This is a genomic window from Microvirga lotononidis (genome assembly GCF_034627025.1).
In the GTDB taxonomy this organism is placed as follows: Bacteria; Pseudomonadota; Alphaproteobacteria; order Rhizobiales; family Beijerinckiaceae; genus Microvirga; species Microvirga lotononidis.
On record NZ_CP141049.1, the window covers coordinates 972,591 to 987,146 of the forward strand.

The following is a 14,556-nucleotide window of genomic DNA, read 5'->3' on the forward strand; positions in this document are numbered from 1 at the left end:
GGCCCAGGTGGATCGCCAGACCGAGATTACCCGCTTGAGCCTGAGCATCGACGGGTTCTGCCGCCGGGTGCGGGTCGGGCTTGAGCAGGCGACTTGGGAGCAGAAGCGGCAATTGATCGAGTGGCTGGTGGTGCGTGTCATCGTCACCGATGGGCAGGTCGAGATCCGCTATGCCATTCCGACCAGCCCTGCCGGTGAAGCCACTCGGTTTTGTCATTTGCATTCAGACTATCGAGCGCCTCTGGGCGAGGCTCAAAGAGTGGCGGGCTGTTGCAACCCGCTACGAGAAGACCGCAGCGTCCTTCATGGGCATTCTCTGCCTTGCCGCCGCCCTCGACTGGATCAAGTCCTAACAGGCCCTAGCTGTTTGGTGGCGGAACGTTGTTGGGATCAGGTGCGTTGCGCGATTGAGGAGTACGCTTGGCGCTTCGATGGCCTGCGACGCCGAGCCCCTCGTCGAAGGAGATGAACCGTCCCGGGATTCCCGGAGGCTCCAACACCTGACAGGATGGAGCCATGACGAAGCGAACACCCCCGTATTCACCAGAGGTCCGCGAGCGGGCGGTCCGGATGGTTTTCGAGCACCGCGACGAGTACGCCTCCCAGTATGAGGCGATCCTGTCGATTGCGGCCAAGATCGGCTGCTCGCGCGAGACGCTGCGCCACTGGGTGCGGCAGGCCGGGTGCGACCAGGGCCTTCGCCCCGGGCCGACGAGCCAGGAGCAGGAGAAGATCAAGGCCCTTGAGCGTGAGGTACGCGAACTGCGCCAGGCCAACGAGATCCTGCGCAAGGCCAGCGCGTATTTTGCCCAGGCGGAGCTCGACCGCCGCTTCAAGCCATGAAGGCCTTCATCGACGAGCATCGTGAGGTCTACGGGGTCAGCCGATCTGCCGTAGGACCACCGTCAGCGACGCCGCTGCCCCTTGCCCGCGCGACCGGGTCGGGCTTTGTCTATGTGGCCTTCGTGATCGATGCCTTCGCCCACCGGATCGTGGGCTGGCGTGCGTCACGCTCGGCTCGGGCCGAGCTCGATGCTCGATGCTCGATGCTCTCGAGCAAGCTCTCCATGACCGGCAGCCCTGGCAAGCCAACCTCATTCACCACAGCGATATGAGGGGTTCAATACGTGTCACTGAAGTACACCGAGCGCCTCGCCGAGGCGGGGATTGAGCCATCGGTCGGCAGTGTTGGCGACGCGTACGACTGTGAGAATGTGAGAGCCGCTCGGAAGGCCTGACCCTTCGTACGATTGACTGCGTGTCATTGCATTGACGTGTCGGTCCTCCGGGCGGCACCTGACGGTCTGCTGTCGCGTGACTTGATAGGAGCTTGAGGGTCTCGTCCCATCACAGTCCTGTCCGCTCGCAGGAACCTGTCAGGTTCTTACCTTCGGAGGACGAGGAATGCGCAAGACTGATCCTGCTGAGATCATCATCGGCATTGACACTCACAAAGAGGCCCACGCCGCCGTCGCCATCAACGGGCTGGGAGCCCGCCTTGGGGCAATGACCCTGCCGGTGACCAGCAGAGGCTATCACGAGATGGAGAGCTGGGCTCAGTCCTTGGGTCCCGTTCGCGCCTTTGGGATCGAGGGGACAGGCTCTTATGGGGCTGGCCTGGCACGCTTCCTGCAGGAGAGAGGCCACAATGTCATCGAGGTCAACCGCCCCAATCGCCAGATCCGGCACCAGCATGGCAAGAATGACCCGCTTGACGCTGAGAACGCGGCCCGCGCCGTTCTCAGCGGCCAGGCAAGGGCGGCTCCGAAGTCGGGCACCAGCTCCGTGGAAATGATCCGCCATCTCAAGGTGGCGCGAGACACCGCCGTCAAGAGCCGCACCCAGGCGATGGTCACCCTCAAGACGATCATCGTCAATGCTCCCGCTGCCTTGCGCGAGAGCCTTGACGGCCTCACCGGCAAAATGACCCTGATCCGCCATTTAGCCGCCTTGAGACCAGGAGCGATGACTTCGCCAACAGCCTCAGCCAAAGCAACATTGCGCGCTCTCGCCCGGCGCTGGCTGATGCTCGATGCTGAGATCAAAAGCCACGATGCCGATCTCGATGCTCTGACCTCCGCCTGCGCGCCGACCCTGAAGGAGGCTCATGGCATGTCGACCGGTACGGCTGCCGAGATGCTGATCCTCGTCGGCGACAATCCCGAGCGCATCCGCTCGGAAGCAGCCTTCGCCAAACTGTGTGGCGCCTGTCCCATTCCGGCCTCGAGCGGCAAGACTTCACGTCACCGTCTCAACCGCGGTGGCCATCGTCAGGCTAACGCGGCTCTATATCGCGTCGTCATTATCAGAATGCGCAGCCATCCACCAACTCTTGACTATGTCCGTCGACGAACGGCAGAGGGTAAAGGTAAGATGGAGATCATTCGTTGTCTCAAGCGCTTTGTCGCGCGGGAGATCTTTGGCTATCTCTGCCGAGCCAGAAGGGATCCCACGACGGTCCCTTCGACCTCTTGACCTCTATAGGAGCATCAATGCTCTGGCGGAAACCGTCATCGGCCTGTTCAAGGCCGAAGTGATCCATCGGCGTGGTCCGTGGCGCTCGTTTGAGGCGGTTGAGTTTGCCACCCTAGAATGGGTCGACTGGTACAACAACCGGCGCCTGCTCGAGTCCATCGGCAGCATTCCGCCCGCCGAGGCGGAAGCCACCTACTATGCCCAGCTTGAGCTCACGCCGATGGCCGCATAGAATCCAAGCCAATTAGCCTCCGGAAAATCCGGCGCGGTTCACCCGCACCGCCGCCCGGCTCCACAGGGCAAAGGGCAGGCCCAGCTCGTCGGGCGTGTGCCGGCGGATCAGCGCGCGGACCTGCGCTTCCTGCTCGACCTGGAGAAACCGGCCTGTGCCAGGGGCCGGGCCGCGCGGCCCGCTGGCCAAGCCGGCCTGGCCCTGCTCGGCGAAGCGGCGGCAGATATCGAAGACGCCGGTGCGCGTCAGACCCACCTGCGCGGCAATGGCATCATAAGTCAGGCCGCTCTCGCGCAGGCCGATCACCTGCCGGCGGCGCTCCTCTTGCGCGGCTGCTGGCAGCTTGCGCATGTCTATATGCTTCATCCAGCCAAACTGGAGTCTTCCGCAGCAGATTTCAAGAGTACCCAAGCCGGATCAATAAGTCGACGGTGCCCCAAGCAAGGGGATTAACGATTTTGAGTGCACGCAAGCTATTTTCTTTGGAGCGTGACTTATCTCTGAGTACCAGATGGCTGCCGGCAGGATTTGGACGGTGCGCATAACTTCATCCATAGCGTAGATTGCTGCCATCAAAACAATGGATTTTACAATGCTACCGAACAACCAGTAGCAAAGGTCAGGTTAGACACCTATAACTCGGGAATACTAGAATGGCTATCGATCTTAATCCTGCCCTCGGGAAAAATTCTCAGCTGTACCCCGAGCATCAACCGAAGCGCATGTCCATTGCAGTCACGTTCTCCGGCCTGCGCAAACTGCATCGCGCCCGCTCGACACGACAAGCGCCCCCCACGTCGCGGAGGCGCTTGCTAGCTACAAACCTTCGTATAGCTTTCCCAAACCATTCGATATCAGCCACATACCTCCGTACAATTGAGCCAGCCCTCGATCCCGCTTTAGCTTCGCGAGGAATGGGGTGTTGCTGATCGCAGGTGCCAAATGCTTCTGCCACCCGGCCAAATGGATCCCATGTCCATCGCAGTGGAAACGTGCAGAAGATGCAGGGAAGCCGTTGGTGAATCTGGTACGGATGGCTCATGCACCCGATGCAATCTCCATCGTGTATGACAATCAAATAGGGCGCGAAGCGATGACGGACATCCTCTTTTCGGCGGGCTTCATCCCAGAACTGTGCCAGAGTGCAGATGAGTTCTTGAAACCCAGCCGCCTTCGGAGCACGTCCTGCTTGATCGCGGACATGCAGTTGCCCCGGGTGACAGGGATCGACCCGTGCGACCATCTGGTTGCATCCGGAAAGGCCATTCCCACCATTTTGGTCACAAGCCGATCCGGCGACGACCAGCGGGCGCGGGCGCTGCGAACCGGTGCGTCCTATTACCTGAGCAAGCCATTCAGTGACAGCGAGTTGCTTCCATGCATCAACTCCACTCCGATATGCCAGACAGCGCGGAAGAGGCGCACATGAATATTGCCATATCCAGCGCTACGGGAGTTCTCTTACGGCGCTCTCAGGTGCGGTGGAGGCTGGCCTGGGAAAACGAGCTGCAACTCTCCGATCACATCGACCTGTCCGAGTTCTTTCGAAAGACCTACGGACCGACTGGGGCCTTTAATGCAAAACCATTCGAAGGCAATCGGAGCTGGGCTGGCGCGAGGCCTGAGCTCCGCGCAATCGGCTACGACTCGGGTGGTGTAGCAGCTCATATGGGCTTGCTGCGCCGCTTCATCAAGGTTGGCGCGGCCGACCTGCTAGTGGCTGAACTAGGATTGTACGCCGTCCGTCCAGATCTTGAGGGGCTCGGAATCAGCCATGCAATCCGCGCCATGCATCCAGTCCTGCAGGATCTGGGCGTCCCATTCGGCTTCGGCACGGTTCGGCACGCGCTGCAGAAGCATGTTGCAAGGCTGGGCCGGCACGGTCTGGCGACCATTGTGTCGGGGGTTCGCGTGCGGTCTACCCATCCAGACGTGTATCTAAACTTGCAGCCCACGCGCGTCGAGGACGTACTCGTCGTGGTTCTACCGATTGGACGCTCGATCAGCGATTGGCCGACAGGTACGATCATTGATCGGAACGGACCGGGGCTGTGAAACACCTGGATTATATATGCAAAGTGCCGAGTGCATTTGATGTCAACACTGGAGATCGTAGCGTCTATCTGACGTTTGACGACGGTCCCCATCCACTTTTCACACCAAAGATCCTCGACGTGCTGGCGGAGCATCGAGTGCCGGCGGCTTTCTTCGTCATCGGCTCCTGCGCGGCAGCCCAGCGAGACCTCATCCGACGCATCGTTGCGGAAGGGCACGAGGTCGCTAACCACACGATGACTCATCCGGATCCGTCCAGATGCAAACCCGACGAAGTACAATACGAAATACTTGCGGCGAACAGGACCATTAAACTGGTGTGCCCCCAGGCCTCCGTGCGGTACATGCGCGCGCCGTTTGGCATCTGGACTGAAGACCTGCTCACTGCATCCGCGCGCGCTGGACTGACGCCCGTACACTGGTCGGCAGACCCGCGCGACTGGTCTCGCCCCGGAGCCAACGCGATTGTCGATGCAGTGCTTGGCTCTATCCGGCCGGGCGTGATTGTGCTCTTGCACGACGGGTGCCCTCCCGACGAGTTGAACCCGGGCACTCGCGCCGGCCTGCGCGATCAGACGGTCAGGGCGCTGTCCCGTCTGATTCCAGCATTGCATGACCGTGGATTTGAAATCCGCTCGCTTCCTCAACGTTACTGAAAAAGCCGACATCCTATGAACCTGCTTGCCACAACCAGCACTGTCGCCATCTCCTGCTACGCACTGCTCTCGACCGCTTATAAAGGCATGCAGGTGGCTTATGCTGTGCCGACAAACGGCCCACTGGCGTCGGACGACCCGGCCGGCTCCGACCCTCTGCCGAGCGTGGATGTCATCATCCCCTGCTTCAACGAAGACCCAAGCACGCTCTCGGCATGCCTCGCTTCGGTTGCCGACCAGGATTATGCGGGAGAGCTGCGGGTCTATGTGGTCGATGACGGTTCTAGGAACCGCAACGCCGTGGAACCTGTACACGACACCTACGCGCGCGACTCGAGGTTCCATTTCATTCTGCTCCGCGAGAACGTTGGAAAGCGCAAGGCGCAGATCGCGGCGATACGCCGCTCATCCGGAGGCTTGGTGCTCAACGTTGACTCGGACACGACCCTCGCACGCGACGTCGTCACAAAGCTTGCATCGAAGATGCAGAACCTATCGATCGGTGCAGCCATGGGCCAATTGACAGCCAGCAACCGAAGCGACACTTGGCTGACGCGGCTAATCGACATGGAGTACTGGCTTGCCTGCAATGAGGAACGCGCAGCGCAGGCCCGCTTCGGCGCTGTTATGTGTTGCTGCGGCCCTTGTGCTATGTACCGCCGGTCTGCACTTCTTTTGCTGCTAGATCAGTACGAGACGCAGCTGTTCCGGGGCAAGCCAAGCGACTTCGGTGAGGATCGCCACCTCACGATCCTTATGCTGAAGGCAGGCTTTCGCACCGAGTACGTTCCGGATGCCATCGCGGCAACCGTCGTTCCGGACAGCCTGGGGTCGTATCTGCGCCAGCAACTCCGCTGGGCACGGAGCACGTTCCGTGACACTTTGCTTGCGTTGCGCCTGCTGCCCAGTCTCGATCGTTACCTCACGCTGGACGTGGTCGGACAGAATCTCGGCCCACTCCTTCTCGCGCTAGCGGTACTCACCGGACTTGGGCAGCTCGCACTGACAGCCGAAGTGCCTTCGTGGACAGTCCTGATGATCGTGTCCATGATAATAACACGCTGCAGCGTGGCAGCGTTTCGTGCTGGCCAGCTTCGATTTCTCGGCTTCTCGCTGCACGCAATCATCAATATTCTTCTCTTACTCCCCCTGAAAGCCTATGCCTTGTGTACATTGAGCAATAGCGATTGGCTGTCGCGTGGCCCCGCGGCCAACGTTCCAAACAGCAGTAGAAAACTGGGCGCTATCCAAAGACCAAAGTTGGTGGCATCTGACGGCACTTGCAGCGACGAGCGATAGCCGACTTAGCGCAGGCGGACGAGTTTTGAGACAGGACAGGAAAAGTCAGTTGCTGAATCGGGATTTGGCTACAGAGGATCCTTACAGGCTCGAGCCCAATTCGCTCGAACGGGAACCTCGTACAATCATAAGCGCAAAAGGTTCCCTACCTGACTCTATGTCAACCGTGGCAATCGATTTTGCCGGTGTAATGAAATCATATGGCGACAAAATCGCTGTCGACGGGCTGTCGTTCACCGTTGCGCCGGGAGAGTGCTTCGGCCTGCTGGGACCAAACGGCGCAGGGAAAAGCACGATTACGCGTATGGTCCTCGGAATGACAACGCCTGACGCGGGTACGATCACGGTGCTCGGCGTGCCGGTTCCGGCACGCGCTCGTTTGGCACGCGAGCGCATCGGCGTGGTTCCGCAATTCGATAACCTTGACTTGGAACTGACCGTACGCGAGAATCTGTGGGTGTTCGGGCGCTACTTCAGCATGAGCACGCGCGAGGTCGAAGCGGTCATCCCATCGCTCCTTGAGTTCGCCTGTCTTGAGAGCAAAGCAGATGCACGGGTCACGGAGTTATCCGGCGGCATGAAGCGGCGCCTGACGCTGGCGCGAGCGCTGGTCAACGACCCGCAGCTGTTGGTGATGGATGAGCCGACCACTGGGCTCGACCCGCACGCGCGCCGCTTGGTCTGGGAGCGCCTGCGGTCGCTGTTGGCGCGGGGCAAGACGATCCTCCTGACGACCCACTTCATGGAAGAGGCCGAGCGCTTGTGCGATCGGCTGTGCGTGCTCGAGGGAGGGCGTAAGATCGCCCAAGGCCGACCTCATGCGCTGATCGACGAGCAGATCGGGTGCCAAGTGATTGAGATCTACGGTGGCAATCCGCATGAGCTGCGTGCGCTAATCAGGCCCTACGCGCAGCGCATTGAGGTAAGCGGCGAGACGCTCTTTTGTTATGCGTCCGATCCGGAGCAGGTGTGCGTGCAACTGCGCGGGCGCGCGGGTCTGCGGCTTCTGCAGCGTCCCCCAAATCTGGAGGATGTCTTTTTGGGACTGACTGGGCGTGAGATAGGGAAATGAATATAGGCAAAGGTTTTTCGGCGGGTCTGCCAGCTAACGCATGGAACTGGGCCGCGGTATGGCGCCGCAACGGTCTTGCATGGAGGAAAGTCGCGCTTGCATCGGTTCTTGGCAGCCTCGCCGAGCCTATGATCTATTTGTTTGGCCTCGGCTTTGGTTTGGGAATAATGGTAGGTAGGGTTGACGGCACCTCATACATCGCGTTTCTGACCGGCGGCATGGTTGCGACAAGCGCGATGACTTCCGCGACCTCTGAAACGATTTATGCCGCTTTCGCCCGAATGAACGCTCAGCGCACGTGGGAGGCAATCCTGCACACACAGCTCACGCTCGGCGATATTGTTCTGGGTGAGTTGGCGTGGGCAGCGACCAAAGCCGTCCTGGCTGGAACGGCAATTATGTTTGTTGCCGCAGCTCTGGGCTATGCAGCGTGGCCATCCGCCCTCTATGCACTACCAGTCGTTATCCTCACTGGTTTCGCCTTCGCGAGCTTGGCGATGGTCGTCGCGGCGCTGGCGCCCAGTTACGACTATTTCGTGTTTTACCAGACGCTCGTCCTCACACCGATGCTGTTCCTATGTGGCGCGGTTTTCCCGGTCGCCCAACTGCCCACCGCTTTTCAGCATGTAGGGCACTTCTTGCCGCTAGCACATTCGATTGAGCTGATCCGTCCGGCGATGCTCGGCCGCCCGGCCGGCAGTGTCGGCCTGCATATCAGCGCACTTTGCATGTACATAATACTGCCGTTCTTCCTGTCGACAGCGCTGCTTTGTCGACGCCTGATGCGTTGACGTCACTTTCGACCACTACAAGAACGAGCCGGCGGAGAGATAACAGCGTGGATTCTAGTGCTGGCCCCATCCGAACCTTCGCACCCGATGATAGCTGGAAGTACATACGATGACCTACCCCACACCGACGCCTGAGCCATTTGCAGTTCTTGCGATGCCAAGGACTGGCACGCACTATCTGGAAGCATTGCTCAACGAGCATCCGAACGTACTGAGCAACGGTGAGTTGCTCAATACGTATGACTCAAATTGGCCCGATAAGGATCGCCTGATACGCAGCGATCGGGAACTCCTAGAGCTTGCCTACCTGGGCTATCCCACGCGGAGCGACAAGAAGGTGACGCGTATCGGCTGTAAGATCAACGAACCTCAGTTTCACGACCGTCCGGGCTTTTTTGCTGAGCTGGCCGGTTGGCCAGACCTGAAGGTCATCCTCGTGGTTCGCAGAAACCCATTAGAATCGCTACGGTCGCTGGTGCAGGCAAGGCAAAGCGGCAAGTGGCTGAAGTTCAGCTCGGACAGCAATGCGGCTCCGCCACCGCGCGTCAGACTGTCAATCACAGAGTGCGCGGCCTACTTCGAGACCGCGGACGCTTTTCACGCTCGGGTCGCGGACTCCTTCGCGGCAACCAACATGCTTATGATTGAGTATGAGAGCCTTCTTCGCCAACCCGCCGCATGCGTGGCAGCGATTTGGGATTTCCTGGGGGTTCCAGCGCTTCAGCTTCCCGGGCGCGCGATCCTTCAGCGCCAGGAAACGCGACCACTGGACCAAACGGTACAGAATTATCATCAGTTGCGGCTGCACTTCGCAGACGGACCTTACGCGAGATTCTTTGAGGTTGGCGACGCGTGACTAGCCTTCGCACCCACTATCGACCTTCTCGATATCGACGAGGCACGAAAGAAAATCGTGTCAACCCCGGCCCGGCGCGGGCCGTGGTCTCCGAGACCCCGTACCTCATCCCGGTTTCGGACGATATCATCGGCGGCATCAGCCGCTTCGTCGGTGAGCTCAACAGCTTTGGGATACTCGTAACGGCGGACGATTTCGCTTTCAATGGCCTCTCTACGAAGACGCCGCCTGAAATCCTTCATCCCATTGCACACAAGAATGGGGCACCAATACCCATTTCCACTAAGAAACTCTCGCGGCTTGCCGAGTCACATGGGCGACCTGACAGCAGCCTTGACGAGGCTGTCCAGGACGTCGCCTCATCGGCTGCCTCTGCTGCTAACGACGACGGCCTGCTTGGTCAGGTCGGCATCGATGAAATCTGCAAGATCAGCGAAGGGATTAATGCCGATGTCTGATGTCAGCAACATGCCAAAGTTCAGCGCTCGAGCCCTTCCCGACGATCGCGCGATCGAAATCAGCGTCAACGCCTATCCGTGCCTCGCGCAGGCTGGAAAAACGGAAATCCTGGAACTCGCGGAGCGAGACTGGGGCGGCTGCGGCAAGGCCGACGAAGTCGCGAACATAATTGAGTCCCGCGACGGCGAAGTGGATCGCTTTCTGGCTATCCTGTCGACGCACCCCCGCATGGTTGGCGAGGCTCGACCGGTGGAGCATCTGCGATCCCGAGAGATGAATGTTCCAGACGACATTCTAATGGATATCGGCGCGCTTGGCTGGAGATACATCAGCCTGAGCGGCGATTACCGCTGGTATTATGTAACCTCGGGAGCCGGCAGCACCGTCCGCTACGCAGTCTTCGCCGCCGCGCCACAGCCTCAGAGTGGTTCACACGTCCTCCAAGTTACCAAAGTTTATTGCATAATCCTCGCGCGCGTCCCTGCTTTAGGCCAAATCACCGGCGGCTTGGACGTGACAGCGCACTATAGTCGTTTATCCACTCGTTAGAGGGGGAAGTTTACGTGAAGAAAATTCTGATTATGGGCCTACCCGGCGCTGGAAAGACCACACTGGCGAAACTCCTTGCGCCGCTGCTTAACGCCGTTCACTTCAACGCCGATGACGTGCGCCGTGAAATCAACAAGGACCTGGGTTTTGGCCCTGAGGATCGGCTCGAGCACGCGCGCCGTATGGGCTGGCTGTGCGATCAGGTCGTCAAGACAGGCGCCTTTGCTATCGCGGACTTCGTCTGCCCGACGCCCGCGACGAGACGCGCGTTCATGGATGACGGACCGGCCTTCGTGGTCTGGATGCGGCGCGTCCAAACCGGCCGCTTCGAGGACACCAATGCGCTCTTCGAACCGCCGGAAACTTGCGACGTCGCTGTCGGTGTAGAGGGCGCACCAGAATATTGGGCGGAACGCATCCGGCAAATGCTGCTGCCGGTCTTCGACCCACAGAAGCCTACGGCTCTCTTTCTCGGCCGCTACCAGCCGTTTCATGAGAGCCACCGTGCACTCATAGCTGAGGGCATCCGCCGCGTCGGTCAGGCCTGCATCGCCGTTCGTAATACACACGATCTGGACGACGCAAATCGCTTCGCCTTCGAGGATGTCAAGGCCCGCATTGAGGCAAGGCTGCGCGACTTCTACGGGCGTTATGTCGTGGTGCAGGCGCCGAACATCACGAAGGTTTTTCACGGCCTGGATCTGGGTTATGAGGTGGAGCAGATTGTGCTGGGCGACGCCATCCAAGCCGTCTCGCCGACCGCGGTTCAGAACCGTTTGAGCCAAGCAACTTCCTAGGAGTCCGGCAGTCAAGGCTCCCTACAGAAACAGGTGGTGCAGCAAGGTTCATGCCTTCTTGGGATTGTTGAGACGACGCGCGAGTGGACCCTACTAATCGGCGGTGGAGGCGGGCGCGACAGGGCCGGGACAAGCCGGGATATCGGCCCAGCGCTGGTCCTGCAAGTACGGCATCAGCGTTCGTGATCCCGCCAAGATGATGCAACAGCTTGGTACCGAGGTCGACCCATCTGCGATTTTTCGTTGGATGAAGCGCTTGCCCCGGAAGTCGAGGCGTGGGCCCGCCGGTATCAGGGCCATCGGTCTAGCTCCTGGCGGGTCGATGAAATGTATGCACGGGTTGGCGGTGGGAGGAAGCTAAGAATGAATGCGGCGTGCACCTTGTGCCGACCCAAAGAGTTTAGGAGCAGTCCCATGATCAGCGGGCGTGAGGGAGCTGTGCGACACGCAGACCAGATTCATTCCCAAAGGCACATCCCCGACAGTAACCTGCTTCGGTCCGTGTTGACCCATCTCGACCGCCTTGAGGCGGAGAGCATCTACATCATGCGCGAGGCGGTTGCCGAAAGCGACAACCCGGTCATGCTATATTCGATCGGCAAGGACTCGTCAGTTCTGCTGCATCTGGCGTTGAAGGCGTTTTATCCGGCGAAGCCTCCATTCCCTCTGCTTCACGTGGACACGACCTGGAAGTTTCGCGAGATGATCGCATTCCGGGACCGGAGAGCGCGCGAACTCGGGCTCGATCTGTTGGTGCACACCAATCCCGATGGACTGGCCCGCAATGTCGGTCCGATCAGCCACGGCTCCGAGGTCCATACCGACGTCATGAAGACCCAGGCGCTCAAGCAGGCGCTCGAGCGCTACGGCTTCGACGCGGCTTTCGGCGGCGCCCGCCGCGACGAGGAGAAGTCACGGGCGAAGGAACGTGTCTTCTCACTGCGTAATGCGCATCACTGCTGGGATCCCAAGCGTCAGCGCCCGGAGCCCTGGCAGCTCTATAACGGCCGCAAGCGCTGGGGTGAGAGCCTGCGCGTCTTTCCACTCTCCAACTGGACCGAACTCGACATTTGGCTCTACATCCACCGTGAGAACATCCCCATCGTGCCGCTCTACTTCGCGGCTGAGCGACCGGTCGTGGAGCGGGACGGCATGCTCATCATGGTGGATGATGACAGGCTGCCGCTCCATCCTGGCGAGCAGCCACAGCTCCGATCTGTCCGGTTCAGAACGCTCGGCTGCTATCCCCTGACCGGTGCGGTAGAGAGCACGGCAGCCACGCTCCCGGACATTATTCGCGAAACGCTCGAGGCGCGCACGTCCGAGCGAAATGGGCGCGCGATCGATAAGGACACGGCAGCGTCCATGGAACGCAAGAAGCAAGAGGGCTACTTCTGATGACGGTTCATCGCGCACCTGAGAGTTTCGAGCTGGAGGATTACCTCGCGGCCCAAGAGCGCAAGAGCTTGCTTCGCTTCATCACCTGCGGCTCCGTCGACGACGGCAAGTCCACGCTGATCGGCCGCCTGTTGTACGAGTCCAAGCGCCTGTTCGACGATCAGCTCGCCACGCTCGAGCGCGATTCACGCAAGCACGGAACCCAAGGAGGAGAGATCGACTTCTCGCTCCTGGTCGACGGGCTTGCCAGTGAGCGCGAGCAGGGGATTACGATCGATGTTGCCTACCGGTTCTTTTCGACGGATCGGCGGACCTTCATCGTCGCCGATACGCCGGGCCATGAACAATATACGAGGAACATGGCGACGGGCGCCTCGACGGCCGATGTGGCCATCCTTCTCATCGATGCACGCAAAGGGATCACGCGGCAGACCCGTCGACATGCTCTGCTCGTATCCATGCTCGGGACCCGGCACATTGCCTTGGCCATCAACAAGATGGATCTCGTGAACTGGTCGGAGGCGAAGTTCAATGAGATAGTGGCGGCGTTCCATATCTTCTCGGGCAACCTCGGCTTTGAACGCGTGACTGCGGTTCCATTGTCCGCCTTGCATGGCGACAACATCGTTAGGCCGCCACCGCAGGCCGCTTGGTATCAGGGCCCGACGCTTCTGTCTTATCTTGAGACGGTGGAGGTAGTGCCTAGGGGCGGAGCCGAGCCGTTTCGCTTGCCGGTTCAATGGGTCAACCGGCCGAACCCGGACTTTCGGGGCTTCGCGGGTCTGATAACGAGCAGCGTGATCAGGGTTGGAGAGCGGGTGCGGGTGGTGCCCTCCGGCCTTGAGTCCACCGTTGCAGGGATCGTGACATTTGACGGAAATCTGGATGAGGCAGTTGCCGGGCAGTCCGTTACGCTTATCTTGTCCGATGAAGTTGATGTCTCCCGGGGCGATATCATTGCTTCCGTTGAGCAGGCTCCGCATGTCTCCGACAGGATCGATGCCCGCCTGTTCTGGATGGCAAGAGAACATCTGAAGGAAGGCGACCAATTTCTCCTGAAGCTTGGGACGCAAACGGTTCCCGTCACAGTGATCGCGGTTCGCCAGAAGATCGATCTTGCGACACTCACACCTGTGAATGTTTCCTCCTTGGGAGCGAACGACATTGGGGACGTCATTCTCACAGCCGATTATCCAGTTGCATTCGATACCTATGCGGAGAGCCGCTGCACGGGCGGATTCATCCTCATCAATAGGGAGAGCTTCGACACGGTTGCGATTGGCCTAGTGAGTGGATTAGGCCATAGTTCTCAGGACCAGACGGAGGTCGATCAGAGCAGGGCACAGAAAACTTGGCTCAAGCCCCCCAGCGAAAGACCTTGGCGAAGTGTGCTCAAGGCAATCTCATGGCGGATCACAGGCTCACTTGACACAATGGTCGTCGCATTCTTCTTTACGCAGAATGTCCGCCTGTCGGCAGCGATCGGAGCCACGGAGGTTTTAACAAAGCTCGTACTCTACTATGGGCATGAGCGTCTCTGGGACCGGATCATGTTTGGGCTGATCCGCAGCGGTGACGGGCCACGGTAGCGACCGCGGCCTGGGCCGTCTTCCGGAGTGCGCCAGGCAAGTCCAGACCCTGTTCCCAGCATCAGCTGTCTCTTGAACAGTCGCGTGAAAGAGGCGAAATCAGTTTAAAGGACGAACAATCAGTGAACGTTTATGCCGAAGTTGGCCTCTGCATCCGCGGACCCGCCTTGTCCATGAGAGAATTCTGCGGATCGTGTTCAGTGAGATCTCTGAGGCGCTCTTTCTGACACGTTGATCTTCCCTCGCGTTGGATACTGCTGGCGAATTGCATGTTGCCGCTTCATTCGCAGCCAGAGAGCTGATCTGCAGCGCTCGAATGCAGAGCGCC

Annotated in this window: 14 protein-coding genes, 3 pseudogenes and 1 other annotated feature; of the genes and pseudogenes, 16 read left to right on the forward strand and 1 reads right to left on the reverse strand. The window is 59.7% G+C overall.

Going from position 1 to position 14,556, the window contains the following annotated elements; genetic code table 11:
* Positions 1-179 precede the first annotated feature (179 nt).
* From U0023_RS28430 to U0023_RS28445, 4 genes and pseudogenes are all read left to right on the forward strand, one after another.
* Positions 180-353 (forward strand): annotated as a pseudogene (locus tag U0023_RS28430) (transposase); the annotation flags it as partial.
* Between the two features lie 163 nt (positions 354-516).
* A pseudogene (locus U0023_RS28435) lies at positions 517-1,205 on the forward strand (DDE-type integrase/transposase/recombinase); the annotation flags it as partial.
* Positions 798-925 (forward strand) — a sequence feature (AL1L pseudoknot). (Overlaps the previous pseudogene by 128 nt.)
* Positions 1,206-1,404: 199 nt before the next feature.
* On the forward strand, positions 1,405-2,475 hold the full coding sequence (locus tag U0023_RS28440) for an IS110 family RNA-guided transposase (RefSeq protein ID WP_009489085.1): 1,071 nt from the start codon (positions 1,405-1,407) through the stop codon (positions 2,473-2,475).
* A gap of 16 nt (positions 2,476-2,491) precedes the next feature.
* Positions 2,492-2,707 (forward strand): annotated as a pseudogene (locus U0023_RS28445) (integrase core domain-containing protein); the annotation flags it as partial.
* A gap of 12 nt (positions 2,708-2,719) precedes the next feature.
* Here the strand turns inward: U0023_RS28445 and U0023_RS28450 are convergent.
* A complete protein-coding gene (locus tag U0023_RS28450) occupies positions 2,720-3,058 on the reverse strand; it encodes a helix-turn-helix domain-containing protein (RefSeq protein WP_322883812.1) in 339 nt (112 codons plus the stop codon).
* A gap of 568 nt (positions 3,059-3,626) precedes the next feature.
* On the opposite strand from U0023_RS28450, the gene U0023_RS28455 reads away from it, so the two are divergent.
* From U0023_RS28455 to cysN, 12 genes are all read left to right on the forward strand, one after another.
* Positions 3,627-4,136 (forward strand): response regulator, encoded by a 510-nt coding sequence (locus U0023_RS28455; protein ID WP_245272852.1) that lies wholly within the window; start codon positions 3,627-3,629, stop codon positions 4,134-4,136.
* Positions 4,133-4,762: a NodA family N-acyltransferase gene (locus U0023_RS28460; protein ID WP_009489137.1), complete on the forward strand. Its 630-nt coding sequence runs from the start codon at positions 4,133-4,135 to the stop codon at positions 4,760-4,762. The genes U0023_RS28455 and U0023_RS28460 overlap by 4 nt, the downstream gene beginning before the upstream one ends.
* On the forward strand, positions 4,759-5,418 hold the full coding sequence (gene nodB / locus U0023_RS28465) for a chitooligosaccharide deacetylase NodB (RefSeq protein ID WP_009489136.1): 660 nt from the start codon (positions 4,759-4,761) through the stop codon (positions 5,416-5,418). The genes U0023_RS28460 and nodB overlap by 4 nt, the downstream gene beginning before the upstream one ends.
* A 15-nt stretch (positions 5,419-5,433) precedes the next feature.
* Positions 5,434-6,717 carry a chitooligosaccharide synthase NodC gene (nodC, locus tag U0023_RS28470; RefSeq protein WP_009489135.1) on the forward strand — a complete coding sequence of 428 codons (1,284 nt, stop codon included), beginning with the start codon at positions 5,434-5,436 and terminating at the stop codon, positions 6,715-6,717.
* Positions 6,718-6,781: 64 nt separating this feature from the next.
* On the forward strand, positions 6,782-7,789 hold the full coding sequence (nodI, locus tag U0023_RS28475; protein WP_201842514.1) for a nodulation factor ABC transporter ATP-binding protein NodI: 1,008 nt from the start codon (positions 6,782-6,784) through the stop codon (positions 7,787-7,789).
* Positions 7,786-8,580: an ABC transporter permease gene (locus tag U0023_RS28480; protein ID WP_009489133.1), complete on the forward strand. Its 795-nt coding sequence runs from the start codon at positions 7,786-7,788 to the stop codon at positions 8,578-8,580. Before nodI ends, U0023_RS28480 begins: the two co-directional genes overlap by 4 nt.
* A gap of 109 nt (positions 8,581-8,689) precedes the next feature.
* Positions 8,690-9,436, forward strand: a complete 747-nt coding sequence (locus U0023_RS28485; RefSeq protein WP_009489132.1) for a sulfotransferase — start codon at positions 8,690-8,692, stop codon at positions 9,434-9,436.
* Between the two features lie 83 nt (positions 9,437-9,519).
* The gene (locus U0023_RS28490) at positions 9,520-9,894 is read left to right on the forward strand and encodes a hypothetical protein (protein WP_040637890.1); all 375 of its coding nucleotides are present in this window, start codon (positions 9,520-9,522) and stop codon (positions 9,892-9,894) included.
* The gene (locus U0023_RS28495) at positions 9,887-10,444 is read left to right on the forward strand and encodes a hypothetical protein (RefSeq protein WP_009489130.1); all 558 of its coding nucleotides are present in this window, start codon (positions 9,887-9,889) and stop codon (positions 10,442-10,444) included. Before U0023_RS28490 ends, U0023_RS28495 begins: the two co-directional genes overlap by 8 nt.
* A gap of 14 nt (positions 10,445-10,458) precedes the next feature.
* Positions 10,459-11,241: an adenylyl-sulfate kinase gene (locus U0023_RS28500; protein WP_009489129.1), complete on the forward strand. Its 783-nt coding sequence runs from the start codon at positions 10,459-10,461 to the stop codon at positions 11,239-11,241.
* Between the two features lie 546 nt (positions 11,242-11,787).
* Positions 11,788-12,639, forward strand: coding sequence for a sulfate adenylyltransferase subunit CysD (gene cysD / locus U0023_RS28505; protein ID WP_245272861.1), 852 nt, complete (start codon positions 11,788-11,790; stop codon positions 12,637-12,639).
* A complete protein-coding gene (gene cysN, locus U0023_RS28510) occupies positions 12,639-14,228 on the forward strand; it encodes a sulfate adenylyltransferase subunit CysN (protein WP_009489126.1) in 1,590 nt (529 codons plus the stop codon). The genes cysD and cysN overlap by 1 nt, the downstream gene beginning before the upstream one ends.
* The last annotated feature ends 328 nt before the right edge of the window (positions 14,229-14,556 follow it).

What these genes read in the sequence shown, in the direction of transcription:
- nodC (WP_009489135.1), top strand. Translation starts at nt 5,434, where the DNA reads ATGAACCTGCTTGCCACAACCAGCACTGTCGCCATCTCCTGCTACGCA.
- cysN (WP_009489126.1), top strand. Translation starts at nt 12,639, where the DNA reads ATGACGGTTCATCGCGCACCTGAGAGTTTCGAGCTGGAGGATTACCTC.
- U0023_RS28450 (WP_322883812.1), bottom strand. Translation starts at nt 3,058, where the DNA reads ATGCGCAAGCTGCCAGCAGCCGCGCAAGAGGAGCGCCGCCGGCAGGTG.
- U0023_RS28460 (WP_009489137.1), top strand. Translation starts at nt 4,133, where the DNA reads ATGAATATTGCCATATCCAGCGCTACGGGAGTTCTCTTACGGCGCTCT.
- U0023_RS28495 (WP_009489130.1), top strand. Translation starts at nt 9,887, where the DNA reads ATGTCTGATGTCAGCAACATGCCAAAGTTCAGCGCTCGAGCCCTTCCC.
- U0023_RS28480 (WP_009489133.1), top strand. Translation starts at nt 7,786, where the DNA reads ATGAATATAGGCAAAGGTTTTTCGGCGGGTCTGCCAGCTAACGCATGG.
- U0023_RS28485 (WP_009489132.1), top strand. Translation starts at nt 8,690, where the DNA reads ATGACCTACCCCACACCGACGCCTGAGCCATTTGCAGTTCTTGCGATG.
- U0023_RS28440 (WP_009489085.1), top strand. Translation starts at nt 1,405, where the DNA reads ATGCGCAAGACTGATCCTGCTGAGATCATCATCGGCATTGACACTCAC.
- cysD (WP_245272861.1), top strand. Translation starts at nt 11,788, where the DNA reads ATGCGCGAGGCGGTTGCCGAAAGCGACAACCCGGTCATGCTATATTCG.